This is a genomic window from Winogradskyella vidalii (assembly GCF_013403955.1).
Taxonomy (GTDB): domain Bacteria; phylum Bacteroidota; class Bacteroidia; order Flavobacteriales; family Flavobacteriaceae; genus Winogradskyella; species Winogradskyella vidalii.
Genome location: NZ_JABFDG010000001.1, coordinates 1,041,080 through 1,057,519 on the forward strand (window position 1 = coordinate 1,041,080; position 16,440 = coordinate 1,057,519).

The following is a 16,440-nucleotide window of genomic DNA, read 5'->3' on the forward strand; positions in this document are numbered from 1 at the left end:
ATGATTCAGCATATTTTAATTAAAAAGTAATGATTAGTACAACTCAACTTCGTATCAAGCGTATTTTTGATGTTATTTTGGTGTTGTTGTTATTGCCATTGCTTATTACCCCTATTATACTATTAATTCTTATTGCTACTATTGATACACAACAATGGGGTGTGTTTTCGCAATGCCGAGTGGGACAATATGGGAAGCTATTTAAAATTTATAAAATAAGAACACTTAAAGATAGTATACATCCCACAAGAGCTATTGTTACCAAAATGTCAAGTATTGGAAAGTATCTTAGCAAATCTAAGCTTAACGAATGGCCTCAATTATTTAATGTGTTATTAGGTGATATGAGTTTTGTTGGACCTCGTCCTGATTTAAAGGGGTTTGCAGATGAATTAAAAGGTGAAGACCGCATTATTCTAAAAGTGAAACCAGGAATTACTGGTCCTGCAACTTTAAAATACAAGAACGAAGAAAGTATATTAGCAAAGCAAAAGGATCCAGTATTTTACAATAGAACGATTATTTGGGTAGATAAGGTTAAAATCAATAAAAATTATGTTCAAAATTATAGTTTTTATTTAGATTTGATACTTATTTTAAAATCTACGATACTTAAATGACACATTCTGAAGATAAAATTGCGATTATAGGATTAGGTTACGTTGGTTTGCCTCTGGCTGTAGAATTTGCCAAGCAGTTTTTTGTTGTTGGTTTTGATATTAACAACCAGCGAATTACTGAATTAAATGCTGGGTTAGACAAAACCTTAGAGGTTGAAAATGACCATTTAAAATCGGTATTAACAACAGATTTAGGTGCAGAAACAGGATTATATATTACAGATGATACTGAGGCATTGAAGGCTACTAATATTTATATTATTACTGTTCCAACACCAACAGATGCTTTAAATAAACCTGTGTTTACTCCGCTAATAAAAGCTAGTGAGTCAGTAGGAAAGGCGATGTCTAAAGACGCTATTGTTATTTACGAATCAACAGTTTATCCTGGTGCTACGGAAGATATTTGTGTACCCATTTTAGCAGAGGTTTCTGGCATGACATATAACAAGGACTTTTTTGCAGGATATTCTCCAGAACGTATTAACCCAGGTGATAAACTTCATACGGTAACAAAGATTTTAAAAGTCACTTCAGGATCTACACCAGAGATTGCTAAAAAAGTGAATGACCTTTATTTAAAAGTTATTAACGCCGGAACGCATTTGGCGCCTTCTATAAAAGTAGCTGAAGCAGCTAAAGTTATAGAGAATTCACAACGTGATATTAATATTGCTTTTGTGAATGAACTTTCTAAGATTTTCAGATTATTAGATATTGATACTAAAGCGGTATTAGAAGCTGCTGGTACGAAATGGAATTTTTTGAATTTTTCTCCAGGTTTAGTTGGGGGGCATTGTATAGGTGTTGACCCTTATTATTTAGCACAAAAAGCGATTGAATCGGGTTATAATCCAGAAATTATACTTGCAGGCCGTAAGATGAATGATAGTATGGGGAGTTATGTCGCTACGGAAACTGTGAAAATGATGATTAAAAAAGGGGCGACTATTAAAGGATCAAAAGCCCTTGTTTTAGGGATTACCTTTAAAGAAAATTGCCCAGATATTAGAAACTCTAGAGTTATTGATATTATTAAAGAACTCGAAACTTACCATGTTAATGTTGATGTTTATGATCCATGGGCTTCTAAAGAAGAGGTAAACCATGAATATCAAATAGATTTAATCAGTGATTTTAACGAATTAGATTCCGATTATGAAGCGGTTATTTTAGCGGTTTCGCATAATGAATTTTTAGAATTAGATATTACCAAATTGAAATCAGAAACAGGGGTTGTTTTTGATGTAAAATCACTACTTCCTTTAACCTCAATTGATGCTAGATTATAATGTACGAAAATCCACATCATACCACAGATTTATCAGAATTAAGTTTTTTAATTACAGGAGGCGGTGGCTTTATTGGCTCTAATCTTACCGAGTATTTATTAAAATATAATGCCAAAAAAGTCAGGGTCTTAGATAATTTTTCTAACGGTCATCGCGAAAACTTAGCCGAATTTAAAGATAATCCTGCCTTCGAACTTATAGAAGGCGATATTAGAGATTTAGAGACTTGTAAAAAAGCTATGGAAGGTATTGACTATGTATCTCACCAAGCGGCTTTGGGCTCTGTACCCCGTTCTATAAATGATCCAGCAACAACCAATGAAGTTAATATTTCTGGATTCCTAAATATGATGATTGCTCTAAAAGATAGTTCTACCGTTAAACGTATGGTATATGCGGCTTCAAGTTCTACCTATGGCGATAGCAAAGCGCTTCCAAAAGTGGAAGATACGATTGGGAAACCTTTATCACCTTATGCTGTTACTAAATATGTCAATGAATTATATGCAGATGTCTTTGGAACTACGTATGATACCGATGTAATTGGTTTACGTTATTTTAATGTTTTTGGGCCAAATCAAAGTCCAGATGGTGCATATGCAGCAGTAATTCCATTATTTATGCAAGCGCTTAACGATGATAAGGCTCCTAAGATTAATGGTGATGGTGAACAAACCAGAGATTTTACATTTATAGATAATGTCGTTCAGGCGAATGTAAAGGGGTTCTTCGCTTCTAAAGAGGCCAAAAATGAAGTTTTTAATGTAGCCTGTGGAGAGCGTATTACAATCAATTATTTGTGGGAATCTTTACGAATTGCAGCTGATTCGGAATTGAAAGCCATTTATGGGCCAAATAGACAAGGTGATGTTAGGGATTCATTAGCCGATATTTCTAAAGCTGAAAATTTATTAGGTTATCAACCTCAATTTACGGTTAGAGAAGGGTTGAAGATTACCTGGGATAACTTTTAAGTACTTTTTTAAATCGCTTTTATTAGCAGGATGCTTCTATAGTTAATTGCGTTCATATAGCCATACCTTACAATAATGAGTGATTTTAATTAATTTTAACTAAGGTGCGCTGGTTATTTTTTGCTCACATAAAAAGCTTATAGTATTATTCTTTTGAGCGTCTTTCAGTTTGTTATTGTTATTAGTATATTAGCCCATAGAAAAAAGGCATAAATCCTTATGATTAGTTACCAATAATGGCTTTAGAAACTCGTGTTTACCAGAAAGAACGTACTATAAAATTTGGCAAGCTTTTAAAAGCGAGTTTATCTGATATGTATCATTCACGTTTTTTAGCACGACAATTGGCAGAACGTGACATAAAAGCAATGTACCGCCAATCTTATTTAGGGATTCTTTGGGCGTTTATTATGCCATTGACTACAGCTGCTGTTTGGATTTTCTTAAATAGTAGTGGAACTATTGAATTGTCTGATACTGGAATTCCATACCCTGTTTATGCTTTTTCTGGAACTTTAATTTGGTCTATAATCGTGGCTTCAATTAATTCTCCGATGACGAGTACACAAGCGGCTAAAGGTATTTTAACTAAAATCAATTTTCCAAAAGAGGCTTTGTTGCTCTCTGGTATTTATAAATTGTTATTTGATACGTCTATTAAAATACTTATTCTAGTTGTATTTGTGATTATTTATGGTGTGGGTTTGCAATGGGGTTTACTATTGTTTCCGGTAGCTATTTTGGGTGCTATTATTTTTGGAACCACTGTGGGCTTGTTTTTAACTCCTTTGGGGCTTTTGTATAAGGATATTGGAAAAATAATCACCTTTGCGATGCAGTTTTTAATGTATGTGACTCCTGTTGTTTATGCGATTCCTAAAACAGGGATTATGAAAACGATAATGACTTGGAACCCTATAACTCCAATTCTATTAACGGCTAGAGATTTGGTTGTAGGGTTTACACCAGAGTATCTTAATTACTTTTTGGTGGTATTGGCTGTTTGTATTCCGTTTTTATTTTTAGGGTTGATTATTTATCGTATTTCAATTCCTATTATTGTGGAGCGGTTGAGTGCGTAGTTGGTTGATAGTTGTTAGTAAAGAGTAGAAAGTAGGACATAGGAAGAAAACCCTTCAGTCTTTGTTTTCTTTGAAGGAAAATAAACCCATATTCCCTTAAAAATAAGGGAAGAGCTTGTTGAAGAAAAAAAAAGTTTAGCGTTTAATATAAAGTATATAGAAAGATCAATACATTACATGTCTGATAAAAATGAAATAGTAGCTGATGATGACGTCTTAGTAAAGGTAGAGGGGTTGAGCAAAAAGTTTTGCAAGGACCTTAAAACTAGCCTTTGGTATGGACTAAAAGATTTGGTGAGTGGTGTCTCTGGCTCTAGTGAAGACCGATTATTGCGGCCAAAAGAGTTTTGGGCGGTTAAAGATATTAGTTTTGAGTTGAGACGAGGTGAATGTTTAGGCTTAATTGGGCATAATGGGGCTGGTAAAAGTACCTTATTAAAAATACTTAATGGGCTTATTAACCCAGATGCCGGAAAAATAACCATTAAAGGCCGTGTTGGTGCACTTATAGAATTGGGTGCTGGTTTTAACCCTATTTTAAGCGGACGAGAAAATATTTATAATAATGGTGCCATTTTAGGGTTTAGCCGAAAAGAGATAGATAGTAAACTAGCCGAAATTATTGCTTTTGCAGAGCTTGAAGAGTTTATAGACATGCCTGTACAACATTACAGTTCTGGTATGAAAGTGCGCTTAGGTTTTGCTGTTGCTGCACAGATGGAACCCGATGTGTTGATTATAGATGAGGTCTTGGCAGTAGGAGATTTAGGCTTTGTTCTAAAATGTTTTAAAACCATAGATACTATTTTACCCAATACAGCAATTATTTTTGTGAGTCACAGTATGCCAATGATATCGCGTATTTGTTCTCAAATAATTTTGATGGAACAAGGCTGTGCTCAGTTTCAAGGGGAAGATGTAAGTAAGGCTATTGATTTATATTATAATCGATTCACCAGTAATGATACTAATATTGTTTTTGATGATGGTCGTTTGGCTTTAAAGAAAATTGAGTTTGCGAATGCTACATTGCTTAATGAAATCCCTCAAATACTTTGGGGAGAAAACATGAAGCTAAATTTAAATTTTATTTTAACAGATATAAATGAAGTCCCTGTTTTTAATATTATTCTCTTTGATAAAGAACAGCGTCCAGTTGCATTATTGGAACAAAATACAATAAGAGATAATATAGAAATAAAGAACAATGAATTAAATTTTTCAATAACTGTTAATAATTTACAATTATCGAAAGGTATTTATTCTATTAATTTGTCTGTTGCTCAAAGGCTAGGTTCTCCGATGTTACGAATCAATAATGTTTTAACTTTTCAAGTACTACATGAAAAAGAAGTTTGGCAACCATTTTTATTAAAAGTACGTTATGAATAAAAAGATTCTAAAACAAACGATAAAAAGAATTATACCAAAAAAAAAAGAGGCGAAAGTTTCCTTGTTTTTAGTGGGCGCACAAAAGGCTGGTACTTCAGCATTACACAATTATTTGATTAAGCATAAAGAGATTCAAGGAGGAGTTCAAAAAGAACTGAACTTCTTTAATTATCAAGAGAATTTTGAGCAAGGAACAACGTTTTATCACTCTAAATTTAAGCCTGTTTTATGTTATAAACATGATCCCATAAGAATTGATTCAACGCCTCAATATTTAATGGATAATGAGATTGCTAAAAAAATTCACAACTATAACCCTAATTCAAAAATTGTTATTTTATTACGAGAACCTACTTCTAGAGCTTTTTCTGCTTGGAATATGTATAAGCAGTTTTCAGAATTAAATATTGAAAATAAAAAGAAATTAATAGCAAATAATATATCTATTAGTAATGAAAAAAAATTTAAGAAATTAATTGATTCAAAACCCTTTATTTCATTTGATGAATTTGTAGATAGGGAGTTAAATAATAGTGAGACCAATGGGATTTATCCTAATATTTTAAGAAGAGGTGTGTATGTCGATCAAGTTAAAGCTTATTTAGACTGTTTTGGGGTAAATAATGTTATGGTGTTTGAATCTAATTATTTTAGAAATAATAAGGTTGAAGTGACCAATAAAATATTGAATGCATTAGGATTATCTGGCTTACAAATAAAAGATGACCAATTAAAAGATGTTCACACTCGCACATATGAAAACTCAATTAAAGATGATAATCAAAAGAGGTTGATTGATTTTTATAAACCTTATAATGAAAAATTATTTAAATTAATTAATCAAAGATTCGATTGGTAAAATCAAAACTTTATATCTTAATGATAGAATTGATTTTGAAATGCCATAAAGTATCGTCTTAATAGTTTGAGTGCAGTATTGAGTCTAAATTAAATCAATAAATATAATAAGCAAATTTTATTCGAAACAAAATTTATGATAAATGTTACCAAAACCTTTTTGCCTCCTCAAGCTGAATATCAGACTTTTTTAAAAAAAGCTTGGGATAAGCATTGGTTAACCAATAGAGGGGAATTAGTTTTAGAGCTTGAACATCAATTAAAAAATTATTTAGGACTTAATAATCTAACATTAACAGCTAATGGAACTTTGCCATTACAAATTGCCATAAAATCACTTGGACTTACAGGAGAAATTATTACGACCCCTTTTAGTTATGTTGCTACTACTAGTAGTATTGTATGGGAAGGCTGTAAACCTGTATTTGTTGATATTCATCCAGAGTATTTAACTATTGATGAAACAAAAATAGAAGCAGCGATTTCAGCTAATACGTCAGCAATTCTTGCGACTCATGTTTTTGGCAATCCTTGTCATGTTGAAGTAATTGAAGCAATTGCTAAAAAGCATAAACTAAAGGTAATTTATGATGCTGCGCATTGCTTTGGAGTAAATTATAAGGGAGAATCGATTTTTAACTATGGAGATGTGAGTACTTGCAGTTTTCATGCTACCAAATTGTTTCATACAGGTGAAGGAGGTTGCTGGATTACGAAGAGTGCAGAATTAAATAAAAAAATGTTTTACTACCATAATTTTGGTCATTGTGGTGAGGCAGAATTCTTTGATGTAGGTATTAATGCTAAAATGAGCGAGTTACATGCAGCAATGGGATTAGCAGTTCTACCTTATGTGAAGAAATTAATAGAAGAAAGAGAAAACATTGTTAATACTTACAATGCTGAACTTAGAAATTTAAATCTAAGAACTTTAACGATTCGTGAAGATACTGTTTGGAACAGTAGTTATTATCCTATTATTTTAAAAGATGAAACTATATTGTTAAAACTAATAGGCTTATTAAAAGAACACAATATAAATACCAGGCGTTATTTCTATCCATCATTAAATACATTAAATTATATAGATCAAACAGAAATGCCAATTTCGGATGATATTTCCAAACGTGTATTATGTTTGCCAATATATAATGGTTTGTCTATTCCTCAAGTTAATATAATCACTGGTTTAATAAAAAAAATAGTTAAATAACAATGTCCAATAATTTTAACGATCAACCTATCTTCATTCTTGGAAACCCTAGATCAGGTACATCCTTGTTACGATTGATGTTAGATACACATACAGATATATGTATTCCTCCAGAATCTCATTTTTTCCTTTGGTTAGAAGATAAATATGGAGATTGGGAAATAAATATGTTAGATGATTATTTAAACGATTTATTTGCTTCCACAAAATTTGAAACTTGGTCTTTTAATATAGAAAAGCTGAAATTTTATCTAGAGCAAAAACAAATTAAATCATATGCACATCTTACCAGTTTAATTTATGGATATTATGCCTTTCTCAAAGATAAAGACATAAAATTTTGGGGTGATAAAAATAGTTTATGGATTGAAAAGCTTTCAGCAATTAATAAATATTATTCGCACGCCTTTTATATTCATATTATTAGAGATGGTCGGGATATTGCATGCTCTTATAAAGAGCTAAGTAAAAAACATTCAGTTTCTAAATATGCTCCAAAACTTCCTAGCGAAATAGAGGTAATTGCACAAGATTGGTCTAAAAATATTGAAGCCATTGAGTTGTTTCTGAATAATATTAAAACAGAAAATAAGATTGTAATACATTATGAAGATTTAATCAATAATACTAAAAATACGTTAACTAAGATATTACGTAAAATTGATTTAAAGCCAACAATTGCTCAAATGGAGTATTACAAAAAGCCAAAAAAGGAGATTGAACCTGAAGCTTTTTTTGATTGGAAAGAAAAGTTAACGAAACCTCCTGATGCCAAAAATGTCGGCAAGTACAAACAGGAGCTTTCTAACAAGGAAATAGAAATTTTTAATAATTTAGCAAAATCAACCTTGTCTAAATATCACTATTTATGAAAGATTCAAAAGCATACTATGATCACTTAGCGAATTCTTATCAGTCTGAGTCAAATAGCAGAAAAAAATATTTAACAGCAATAGATGATTATATAGTAAAAAGTGTAAACGGAGATGTTATTTATAACTATCTAGATATTGGAGCCGGAGACGGAAGACGATCATTAAAAATAGCTCAAAACATTGCTGTAAAAAAAGAAGTTTTTTTAATTGATAATAGTTCAAAAATGCTTGAAAATGTGAGCAGTTTAGAGGGGGTTAGAGTGTTTAATGAATCAATTTTTGATTTTAATAGTACGACTAAATTTAATCTTATTACTTGCTTATGGAATGTAATCGGACATTTTGAAACCAAAGAAGCAAGAATAGAATTATTTAAAAAAGTGAGTTTATTACTTGAGCCTGGTGGTGTTTTTATTTTTGATGTTAATAATAGGTATAATATCAGCCATTATGGTTACAATAATGTAGAACAGAATATAAAAAATGATAATTTAAATATTAAAGATGCTGGGTGGTATACTTTAGGAGAGCAGCCAAATCAAACAAAAGTATACATTCATTCTCCTTTTGATATTTATGACTATATTAAGGAAACAGATTTAATTTTAGAAGAAAATAAATATATTGATTATAGTACTGGAGAAACAAAATCTACTTTTTTTGAAGGACAACTAGTATATAAAATAAGAAAACCACTCTAAGCATGTCGGAACCCTTAGTTAGTGTTCGCTTTATGGTTTATAATAATGAGCCTTACATAAGAGAGGCTATTGAAAGTATTTTAATGCAACAAACCAATTTTAAAGTGGAAATTGTTGTAGGTGATGACTTTTCAACCGATAATACTTTAGATATTATAAAATCTTACTGTGATACAGAAAACATACATATTAACATTTTAGACAGACCAATAGGTGGTGACTATTGGAAAGTAAGACAAAAGTTAGGAAGACTTTACAATTTTAAAAATATTGTAGATAATTGTCAAGGAAAATACATAGCATTGTGTGATGGCGATGATTATTGGACAGATCCCTTAAAATTGCAAAAACAAGTTGATTTTTTGGAAGGGAATTTGGAATATAATATTTGTTTTCACTCTGTTAAATTATTTGATGAAGATTCAAGGACTTTTGTTAAAGATAGTATTACAAGAAAAGTTGACTTAACGACAACTGTAGTTAATCTAGCTAAGGGTAATTATATGCATACACCTTCTGTGGTATTGCGTAATAATTTTAGAATACCACAATGGTTTAATAAAGTCACAATTGGTGATTGGGCGTTATATATGATTGCAATAAAAGAAGGGAAAATAAAAAAAATAGAGGAAGAAATGGCAGTTTATAGACTTCATAATGCAAGTATATGGTCTAACAAGTCAATTGAAATTAGAAAAAAACATACTCAAGAAACTGTAAGGTTAATATACAGAAATCTTAAAAAGAATTTGTCAAGTTCAGCGATACAAATTTTACAATCTCGTTTAGGTATCTCAAAATTTAATTCGAAAATTTTTTTAAAAAAAGTTTATAGAAAATTATTTAAATGAAGCCTAAAGTTTCCATTATTATCCCTAACTACAATCATGCTGCATTTTTACAGCAGCGTTTAGATTCTGTATTCAATCAGACGTTTCAAGATTTTGAAGTGATTTTATTAGATGATGCGTCTACAGATGAAAGTGCTAATCTTTTAAAAGCGAATAAAAATCATCCAAAAGTAAGTTGTGTTGTAATTAATACAGAGAATTCAAGAAGTCCTTTTAAGCAATGGAAAAAAGGTATTGATTTAGCTAAAGGTGACTATATCTGGATTGCTGAGAGTGATGATTATTGTGCGTTAGATTTTTTAGAAATTTGTTTAATTTCTTTAAACAAAGCATCGGGAATAGCTTATGTTCAAAGTGTAGATGTAGATACAGAAGGGAAAAAGCTCTCTAATCGTATAGACTACACAGCAACTTTTAAGCCTAATATTTGGACAGGTGATTTTACTTTAAATGGTATTGATTTTATATCTAAATATCTCAGTGTTAAAAATGTCATTCCTAATGCAAGTGCTGTTGTTTTTAAAAAGGAATTACTAAGTTCTAATTGTTTTAGTACGCAATTGTTAACTATGAAAATGTGTGGAGATTGGTTGTTTTGGATACAGTTAGCTAGTGAAACCAACATCACGTTTGTAAATAAAAATTTAAACTTTTTTAGGCACCATGCTCAAGTCAGTCGAAATCATCAAAATATAGACAAAAAAAAGCGCAGGATTTTTGAGGAGTCTGTAATCCGAAATTATTTAAAAGGAAACGAATCTATTGTAAATCAGACAGCAAATAAAAAAATGTATAAAAAATGGTTTAAGCTTCATGCAAAAGGAGATTTATTTAAACGTGAGTTTTATATGCTACATCATGGTTTTGCAAATAAGTTGCTGTTAGCATTTCAATTTATACGTTTTAAGCTTAAAAAGAATTAAATAATGAACATCGCCATATTTTCACCCAGTCAAAATCCCTATTCGGAAACCTTTATACAAGCACATAAAAATTATTTAAAAGATAATGTGTTTTATTTTTATGGACCTAAAAAGTATATCAGATTAGAAGGTTATAATTTTTTGGTATCAAAGATAGACCTATGGCGTTTTCGTTTTATACGCAAGATAAAGAAGTATCCATTCTCTTATATTAAGGAGCAATCATTATTGTCAGCATTAAAGAAGAATGCAATTAATGTGGTTTTAGTAGAATTTGGTACATATGCCTATGATTTAATAGATTTACTAAAGGCTAGCAACTTGCCAATTGTGGTGCATTTTCATGGTTATGACGCAAGTGTTCATCACGTTATAAAAAAATCGAATAATTATAAAGATGTTTTCAATTGTGCGACAAAGGTAATCGCTGTGTCCAAGAAAATGGAGCAAATGTTATTAGATATTGGGTGCCCTAAAGAAAAATTAATATATAATGTTTATGGGCCACAAGTGGAATTTGAAAATGTAAAACCAATGTTTTCAAAAAAACAGTTTATAGGTATAGGGCGTTTTGCTGATAAAAAAGCGCCTTATTACACTATAATGGCTTTTAAAACTGTAGTTGATAAACATTCTGATGCTAAATTATTGTTGGCTGGAAATGGTGTTTTAATAAATATGTGTAAAAATTTAGTAAAACAATATCAGTTAGAAAATAATGTACAATTCTTAGGTGTTATTACTGCTATTGAGTTTAGGGAGATATTAAAAGAATCATTAGCTTTCGTTCAACACTCTATAACTGCCGAAAATGGGGATATGGAAGGAACTCCATTGGCTGTTTTAGAAGCTAGTGTAGCAGGATTACCGGTAATTGCGACTAGGCATGCAGGAATTCCGGATGTTATTGAGCATGGGAAAACGGGCTTATTATGTGATGAGCATGATGTTGATTCTATGGCTAAAAATATGCTGAAAATATTGGAAGATAAAGACTATGCTCAACAAATGGGTGAAGCAGGAAAACAACATATTTTAGAGCATTTTAGTATAGATAAACATATTCAGAATCTCCAAAATATTTTAGAAGATGTTATTGAAGTTAATTGATTAGTAAAAAAGGCCTTGTATATTGCCTCTTTAATTTTTGTCCATGTCTAAACTTCCATTAATATCCATTATTATTCCTACTTACAACCGGGCTTTTTTAATAGGTGAAACTTTAGATTCTATATTGGCACAAACCTATGAGAATTGGGAGTGTATTGTTGTAGATGATGGTAGTACAGATCATACCAAAGAAGTTCTTGAAGATTACTGTGCAAAGGATTTGAGATTTCGATATCATCAACGGCCAAAAGATCGCTTGCCAGGCGGTAATGCGGCTCGAAATTATGGATTTGAAATTAGTAAGGGTGAGTATATAAATTGGTTTGATAGTGATGATTTAATGGCGCTTGACAAATTGGAAGTTCAAGTTGCGGCATTGAAAGCAAGTGATTTTAATTTTTGTGTTTGTCAAACTTTAGTTTTTAAAACTACAATTGAAAATACTCTCGGTTTAAGGCACCCTAAAATAGTTTCAGAAAACTGTTTTGAAGATTATGTAAAAACTGAAATACGTTGGTTAACACAAGCACCTTTATGGAAGAAGGATTTTTTAAATCGTTTAAGTCATCTGTTTGATGAGGAATTAAGGGCAGGACAAGAATGGGAGTTTCATAGTAGGGTGTTGAGTCATTGTGAAACGTATTTTGTTATTAGTACCCCTCTAGTTTATTTAAGAAAGCATTCCGAAAGTATATCCAATGATGAGAATAGATCGTTTCGTTATTGGAATTATATACAGGCAAGATTGAAGGTGTCTCAGCTTAAAAAAGTAAAGGAGTCGGAAGATTTAATTTATTATTTAAATTCCTTTAATTTAAAACTTTTTAAAAAACTAATAGTTGATGGTTATTTATTAAAAGATATGCAGCCGTTATTTAAATACTTTTTTAAAAAAAATGGACTAAGTATATATATGAAAACTAAATGTTTTATTGTAATAATTACGGTCTCAGTATTTGGAAGAGGGAGTTCTCTTTTGAAAAAAGTATCTATTGAGTAATTACTTGTGAAATTCGTTTTATTAAAAAATATTTTATCTTATATCTTTTTAGACTTATAGTCTTATAAATCAATAAAATAATAGGTGTTCATTCTTTAAAACTGAATAATTAATTGTTTAAAGGACATATAACGCAAACTTCAGGTTTTGATTATGCATGACTCTTGGGACTTTAGTATTGGTCATTCTTCTTTTAATTTTAGGTTCTTTTTCTCGGTTGTTTTAAATTTGGACTTCTCTTTTTTTTGTTTTTTGCGCTTGATTTTCATCTGACTTTGTATCTTGGTGCTGTAATTTATAATTATGCCAAAACAACCACTTGCTTCTATAATAATACCAGTATATAACCGTGCCCATTTAATTGTCGAGACCTTAGATTCTATTATGCAACAAAGTTATCTGAATTGGGAATGCTTGGTTGTAGATGATGTAAGTACAGACACCACGGTTGAAGTTATTACATCATACGCCGAAAAAGATAGCCGAATAAAACTATATAAACGTCCAGATACTAAGCCAAAAGGAGCTAATGCCTGTAGAAACATAGGTCTAGATAAAGCACAAGGAAACTATATTGTGTTTTTTGATAGCGATGATTTAATGACGGAAAACCATTTAGAGGTTAAGGTCAATGCCATTCAGAAATTTGACTGTGATTATGTCTTAACTAAAACACAATATTTTAATTACAGTAACGAGGGTATCAATGCCTATTATCAATTCGATACAATTCCTATTACAGCCTATAATTATGTTACACGGAAGATCAATTGGTTAACTTTAGATGTTTGTATAAAGGCTACACTCGCTAAATCTATTTCTTTTAACGAAAACTTACAGTCTGGACAAGAATATAATTACTTTAGTAAATTGGTTCATTTTTCTACTAATACAGAGTTCATAGATGAGGTTATTTCATTAAGACGATATCATAATGCGTCCATACGCGCAAGATTAAACAATGGTTACAAAAAACAGGTTGGACGATTTAGAGCAAGTTGGTTTACATATTTGGACTTAAAGCCTATAGCCAATAACGATAGTTTAGAATTTTTGATGAATAATTGTGTAAGGGTTTGCCATGAAACTAAATCTGTGTTTGTAGCTACAAAAAAGCTATTTGTAAAGGAAGTCTTAAGTTTTTATGGTTTACGCGGAGTCTATTTTTTATTATTATTTTTTAGTTTAAAATATCTTAAGTTAGGTTATAATTATAGGCATCTATTTTTAAAGGATTGAAAGGCCTGTTTTTTATCTAAACTATTATATTCGTATTTTGTAATTGAAAAAAAATAAATTATTCACTTGCCTTTAGTTTCTATCATTATACCAACATATAACCGCTCCCATTTAATTGGTGAAACGCTAAATTCTGTGTTAGCACAAACCTATGAAAATTGGGAGTGTATTGTTGTAGATGATGGTAGTACGGATGGAACTGACCTATTATTAGCTACTTATTGTCAACAAGATTCCAGAATTCAATATCACCACAGACCTAAAGATCGACCTAAGGGTGGAAATACTTGTCGGAATTATGGATTTGAATTGAGTAAAGGTGACTATGTGAACTGGTTTGATAGTGATGATTTGTATCTGCCTGAAGCGCTACAAACCATTAGTTCTGCATTTGAAATTATGACTGATGTTGTTGTAAGTCCATTGCAACGTTTTAACTCGGAAACAGGTACGTTATCAGCGCAAAATACAATTGATAAATTACCGTTAATTCCTGCTTATTTGGTAGGCGAGGTGGCCTTCTACACTATTGGTCCTACATGGAGACGTTCTTTTTTATTGCAGCAAAATCAATTGTTTGATGAAAAATTAACTATTATTCAGGATTGGGATTTTAATCTTCGTATGCTATATCAAAACCCTACTATTGTGTTTTTAGAGACTGCTCAAATACAGTATCGGATTCATGAGCAATCGTTACAAAAGCAATTGTCAGAGTTGAACTTGGATTTAATAGAAGCTGATTTTAAAATTAGAACTAAGCATTTAAAACTTTTAGCTGAATATTACCCATCAGGTGTTCCTGTTTTAAGACAATTTATTTTAGACCGGCGAAAACATTTTGTAAAATTAGCATTTACTAGAAAAGATAGATATAAAATGAGTTTAGCAAAAGATTTAATACAAACTCAGAAAGCACATCAAGATTATATAGGCGTTATTAAAACTTATTTAGGGCTATGTTCTTATAAATGTTTTGGAAGAGGGTATTGGTTTTTTAGGTGAGGGAGTAAAAAGAATACAGAGCATAGAACATAGAGAATAGAAGTTGGATTTAAATTTTCAGCTAAGAGTTAGCTTATCAATACAACTTTTTTTAGTGACAAGGCATTTTTCCAATGGAAATAGTAATTTTCAGAAAACTAAAAACCAACAGCTTTCAATTTCCAACTCTAAACAAAATTACTATCTTAGCCCACAGCTATTAAAACATTGAAACATGACCAAAGAACCTTTGGTGTCTATTATTATTCCTACATTTAATCGTGCCCATTTAATTGGAGAGACTTTAGATTCTGTGTTGGCTCAGACTTACCAAAATTGGGAGTGTATTGTGGTTGATGATGGTAGTATGGATGGTACCGACCAATTAATGGCCAGCTATTGTGTTAAAGATTCAAGGTTTCAATATCATCATAGACCAGCAGATCGTTTGCCTGGAGGTAATGCGGCTCGTAATTATGGGTTTGAGGTTTGTAAAGGGGAATATGTGAATTTTTTAGACTCTGATGATTATTTTGATACTAAAGCCATAGAAGTGAAAATTTACTATGCTTTAAGAGAATCTGCAGATGTAATAATTTCAATGCACGCAAGATCATATGAAGAATTAACTCCAACAGTAAATTTTATAAGAAGTTTTGAGACTAATAATTTTGATATAGATTTTGTGTTATCAAGAAATTCAATTGTTACAGCAGATCCATTAATTAAAACAACTAAACTTACAACTGTGCGGTTTGATGAAGAACTAGTTAGATTTCAAGATTATGATTTTTTTATTCGCTTGTTTAGAACTCATTTGAAGTATTGTATGCTAGATGCTAAATTGTATTGTTACAGAGAAAATAACGTAGATAGTATATCTTCTAAAGCATTAAATGGTGTTGCTAATAAATCAAATTTACAGTTATATATTGTTAAGCAAAATCTAGAATATTATAAAGGCAATAAGGTTGTTGAATTAGAGTGCTATAGAACTATTAGGAAAATGTATAAGAGTTTTATGAAAGAAAGAAAGATTATGTGTATTCTTAAAAATTATAATTTTTATAGAAAAGGATATATACTTAATTTTATAGAGTTTTCATTTTATTTCTTTTATAATTTGTTTTTTCAAAAGGGGTTTGATAAAATGAAGCGAAAAATAAGATGATTGTATGTATTTAGATTTTATAAACGTGAAACAGATCATGTCGTTTTATGATGTTAATTTCTGTGATACCGAACTTCTTTTTTATGTTTTAAATATAGGTGCATTATCCCTACCGCATAAAATAATAGAGCATTTATTAAATTGCTTTAAAAATG

At 30.8% G+C, this 16,440-nt stretch carries 16 protein-coding genes; all 16 read left to right on the top strand.

Features of this window, described 5'->3' with window-relative positions; translation table 11 throughout:
* The first annotated feature begins 29 nt into the window (after positions 1-29).
* Entirely contained in the window at positions 30-620 is a 591-nt protein-coding gene (locus tag HM982_RS04315; protein WP_179351878.1) for a sugar transferase, read from the top strand.
* The gene (locus HM982_RS04320) at positions 617-1,912 is read left to right on the top strand and encodes a nucleotide sugar dehydrogenase (RefSeq protein WP_179351879.1); all 1,296 of its coding nucleotides are present in this window, start codon (positions 617-619) and stop codon (positions 1,910-1,912) included. The genes HM982_RS04315 and HM982_RS04320 overlap by 4 nt, the downstream gene beginning before the upstream one ends.
* The gene (locus tag HM982_RS04325; RefSeq protein WP_179351880.1) at positions 1,912-2,886 is read left to right on the top strand and encodes an SDR family oxidoreductase; all 975 of its coding nucleotides are present in this window, start codon (positions 1,912-1,914) and stop codon (positions 2,884-2,886) included. The genes HM982_RS04320 and HM982_RS04325 overlap by 1 nt, the downstream gene beginning before the upstream one ends.
* Before the next feature lie 236 nt (positions 2,887-3,122).
* Positions 3,123-3,968 carry an ABC transporter permease gene (locus HM982_RS04330; RefSeq protein ID WP_179351881.1) on the top strand — a complete coding sequence of 282 codons (846 nt, stop codon included), beginning with the start codon at positions 3,123-3,125 and terminating at the stop codon, positions 3,966-3,968.
* Between the two features lie 177 nt (positions 3,969-4,145).
* Complete coding sequence (locus HM982_RS04335) at positions 4,146-5,360, top strand: ABC transporter ATP-binding protein (RefSeq protein WP_179351882.1); 1,215 nt, start codon at positions 4,146-4,148, stop codon at positions 5,358-5,360.
* Positions 5,353-6,219, top strand: a complete 867-nt coding sequence (locus HM982_RS04340; protein WP_179351883.1) for a sulfotransferase domain-containing protein — start codon at positions 5,353-5,355, stop codon at positions 6,217-6,219. Before HM982_RS04335 ends, HM982_RS04340 begins: the two co-directional genes overlap by 8 nt.
* Positions 6,220-6,354: 135 nt before the next feature.
* Positions 6,355-7,431, top strand: coding sequence for a DegT/DnrJ/EryC1/StrS family aminotransferase (locus HM982_RS04345; RefSeq protein WP_179351884.1), 1,077 nt, complete (start codon positions 6,355-6,357; stop codon positions 7,429-7,431).
* A 2-nt stretch (positions 7,432-7,433) separates the two neighbouring features.
* Complete coding sequence (locus HM982_RS04350; protein ID WP_179351885.1) at positions 7,434-8,303, top strand: sulfotransferase family protein; 870 nt, start codon at positions 7,434-7,436, stop codon at positions 8,301-8,303.
* Positions 8,300-9,007 (top strand): methyltransferase domain-containing protein, encoded by a 708-nt coding sequence (locus tag HM982_RS04355; RefSeq protein ID WP_179351886.1) that lies wholly within the window; start codon positions 8,300-8,302, stop codon positions 9,005-9,007. Before HM982_RS04350 ends, HM982_RS04355 begins: the two co-directional genes overlap by 4 nt.
* Before the next feature lie 2 nt (positions 9,008-9,009).
* On the top strand, positions 9,010-9,858 hold the full coding sequence (locus tag HM982_RS04360; protein ID WP_179351887.1) for a glycosyltransferase: 849 nt from the start codon (positions 9,010-9,012) through the stop codon (positions 9,856-9,858).
* On the top strand, positions 9,855-10,781 hold the full coding sequence (locus HM982_RS04365) for a glycosyltransferase family 2 protein (RefSeq protein WP_179351888.1): 927 nt from the start codon (positions 9,855-9,857) through the stop codon (positions 10,779-10,781). The genes HM982_RS04360 and HM982_RS04365 overlap by 4 nt, the downstream gene beginning before the upstream one ends.
* Positions 10,782-10,784: 3 nt before the next feature.
* Positions 10,785-11,891, top strand: coding sequence for a glycosyltransferase family 4 protein (locus HM982_RS04370; protein WP_179351889.1), 1,107 nt, complete (start codon positions 10,785-10,787; stop codon positions 11,889-11,891).
* Positions 11,892-11,934: 43 nt separating this feature from the next.
* The gene (locus HM982_RS04375) at positions 11,935-12,891 is read left to right on the top strand and encodes a glycosyltransferase family 2 protein (RefSeq protein WP_179351890.1); all 957 of its coding nucleotides are present in this window, start codon (positions 11,935-11,937) and stop codon (positions 12,889-12,891) included.
* Positions 12,892-13,194: 303 nt separating this feature from the next.
* A complete protein-coding gene (locus HM982_RS04380) occupies positions 13,195-14,130 on the top strand; it encodes a glycosyltransferase family 2 protein (RefSeq protein WP_179351891.1) in 936 nt (311 codons plus the stop codon).
* Between the two features lie 66 nt (positions 14,131-14,196).
* Entirely contained in the window at positions 14,197-15,135 is a 939-nt protein-coding gene (locus tag HM982_RS04385) for a glycosyltransferase family 2 protein (RefSeq protein ID WP_179351892.1), read from the top strand.
* 214 nt (positions 15,136-15,349) lie between these two features.
* The gene (locus tag HM982_RS04390) at positions 15,350-16,285 is read left to right on the top strand and encodes a glycosyltransferase family 2 protein (RefSeq protein WP_179351893.1); all 936 of its coding nucleotides are present in this window, start codon (positions 15,350-15,352) and stop codon (positions 16,283-16,285) included.
* Positions 16,286-16,440 lie beyond the last annotated feature (155 nt).

Coding starts and splice junctions, on each gene's coding strand:
- HM982_RS04325 (WP_179351880.1), top strand. CDS start 1,912: ATGTACGAAAATCCACATCATACCACAGATTTATCAGAATTAAGTTTT.
- HM982_RS04340 (WP_179351883.1), top strand. CDS start 5,353: ATGAATAAAAAGATTCTAAAACAAACGATAAAAAGAATTATACCAAAA.
- HM982_RS04355 (WP_179351886.1), top strand. CDS start 8,300: ATGAAAGATTCAAAAGCATACTATGATCACTTAGCGAATTCTTATCAG.
- HM982_RS04320 (WP_179351879.1), top strand. CDS start 617: ATGACACATTCTGAAGATAAAATTGCGATTATAGGATTAGGTTACGTT.
- HM982_RS04315 (WP_179351878.1), top strand. CDS start 30: ATGATTAGTACAACTCAACTTCGTATCAAGCGTATTTTTGATGTTATT.
- HM982_RS04375 (WP_179351890.1), top strand. CDS start 11,935: ATGTCTAAACTTCCATTAATATCCATTATTATTCCTACTTACAACCGG.
- HM982_RS04330 (WP_179351881.1), top strand. CDS start 3,123: ATGGCTTTAGAAACTCGTGTTTACCAGAAAGAACGTACTATAAAATTT.
- HM982_RS04390 (WP_179351893.1), top strand. CDS start 15,350: ATGACCAAAGAACCTTTGGTGTCTATTATTATTCCTACATTTAATCGT.
- HM982_RS04370 (WP_179351889.1), top strand. CDS start 10,785: ATGAACATCGCCATATTTTCACCCAGTCAAAATCCCTATTCGGAAACC.
- HM982_RS04360 (WP_179351887.1), top strand. CDS start 9,010: ATGTCGGAACCCTTAGTTAGTGTTCGCTTTATGGTTTATAATAATGAG.
- HM982_RS04350 (WP_179351885.1), top strand. CDS start 7,434: ATGTCCAATAATTTTAACGATCAACCTATCTTCATTCTTGGAAACCCT.
- HM982_RS04345 (WP_179351884.1), top strand. CDS start 6,355: ATGATAAATGTTACCAAAACCTTTTTGCCTCCTCAAGCTGAATATCAG.
- HM982_RS04380 (WP_179351891.1), top strand. CDS start 13,195: ATGCCAAAACAACCACTTGCTTCTATAATAATACCAGTATATAACCGT.
- HM982_RS04365 (WP_179351888.1), top strand. CDS start 9,855: ATGAAGCCTAAAGTTTCCATTATTATCCCTAACTACAATCATGCTGCA.
- HM982_RS04335 (WP_179351882.1), top strand. CDS start 4,146: ATGTCTGATAAAAATGAAATAGTAGCTGATGATGACGTCTTAGTAAAG.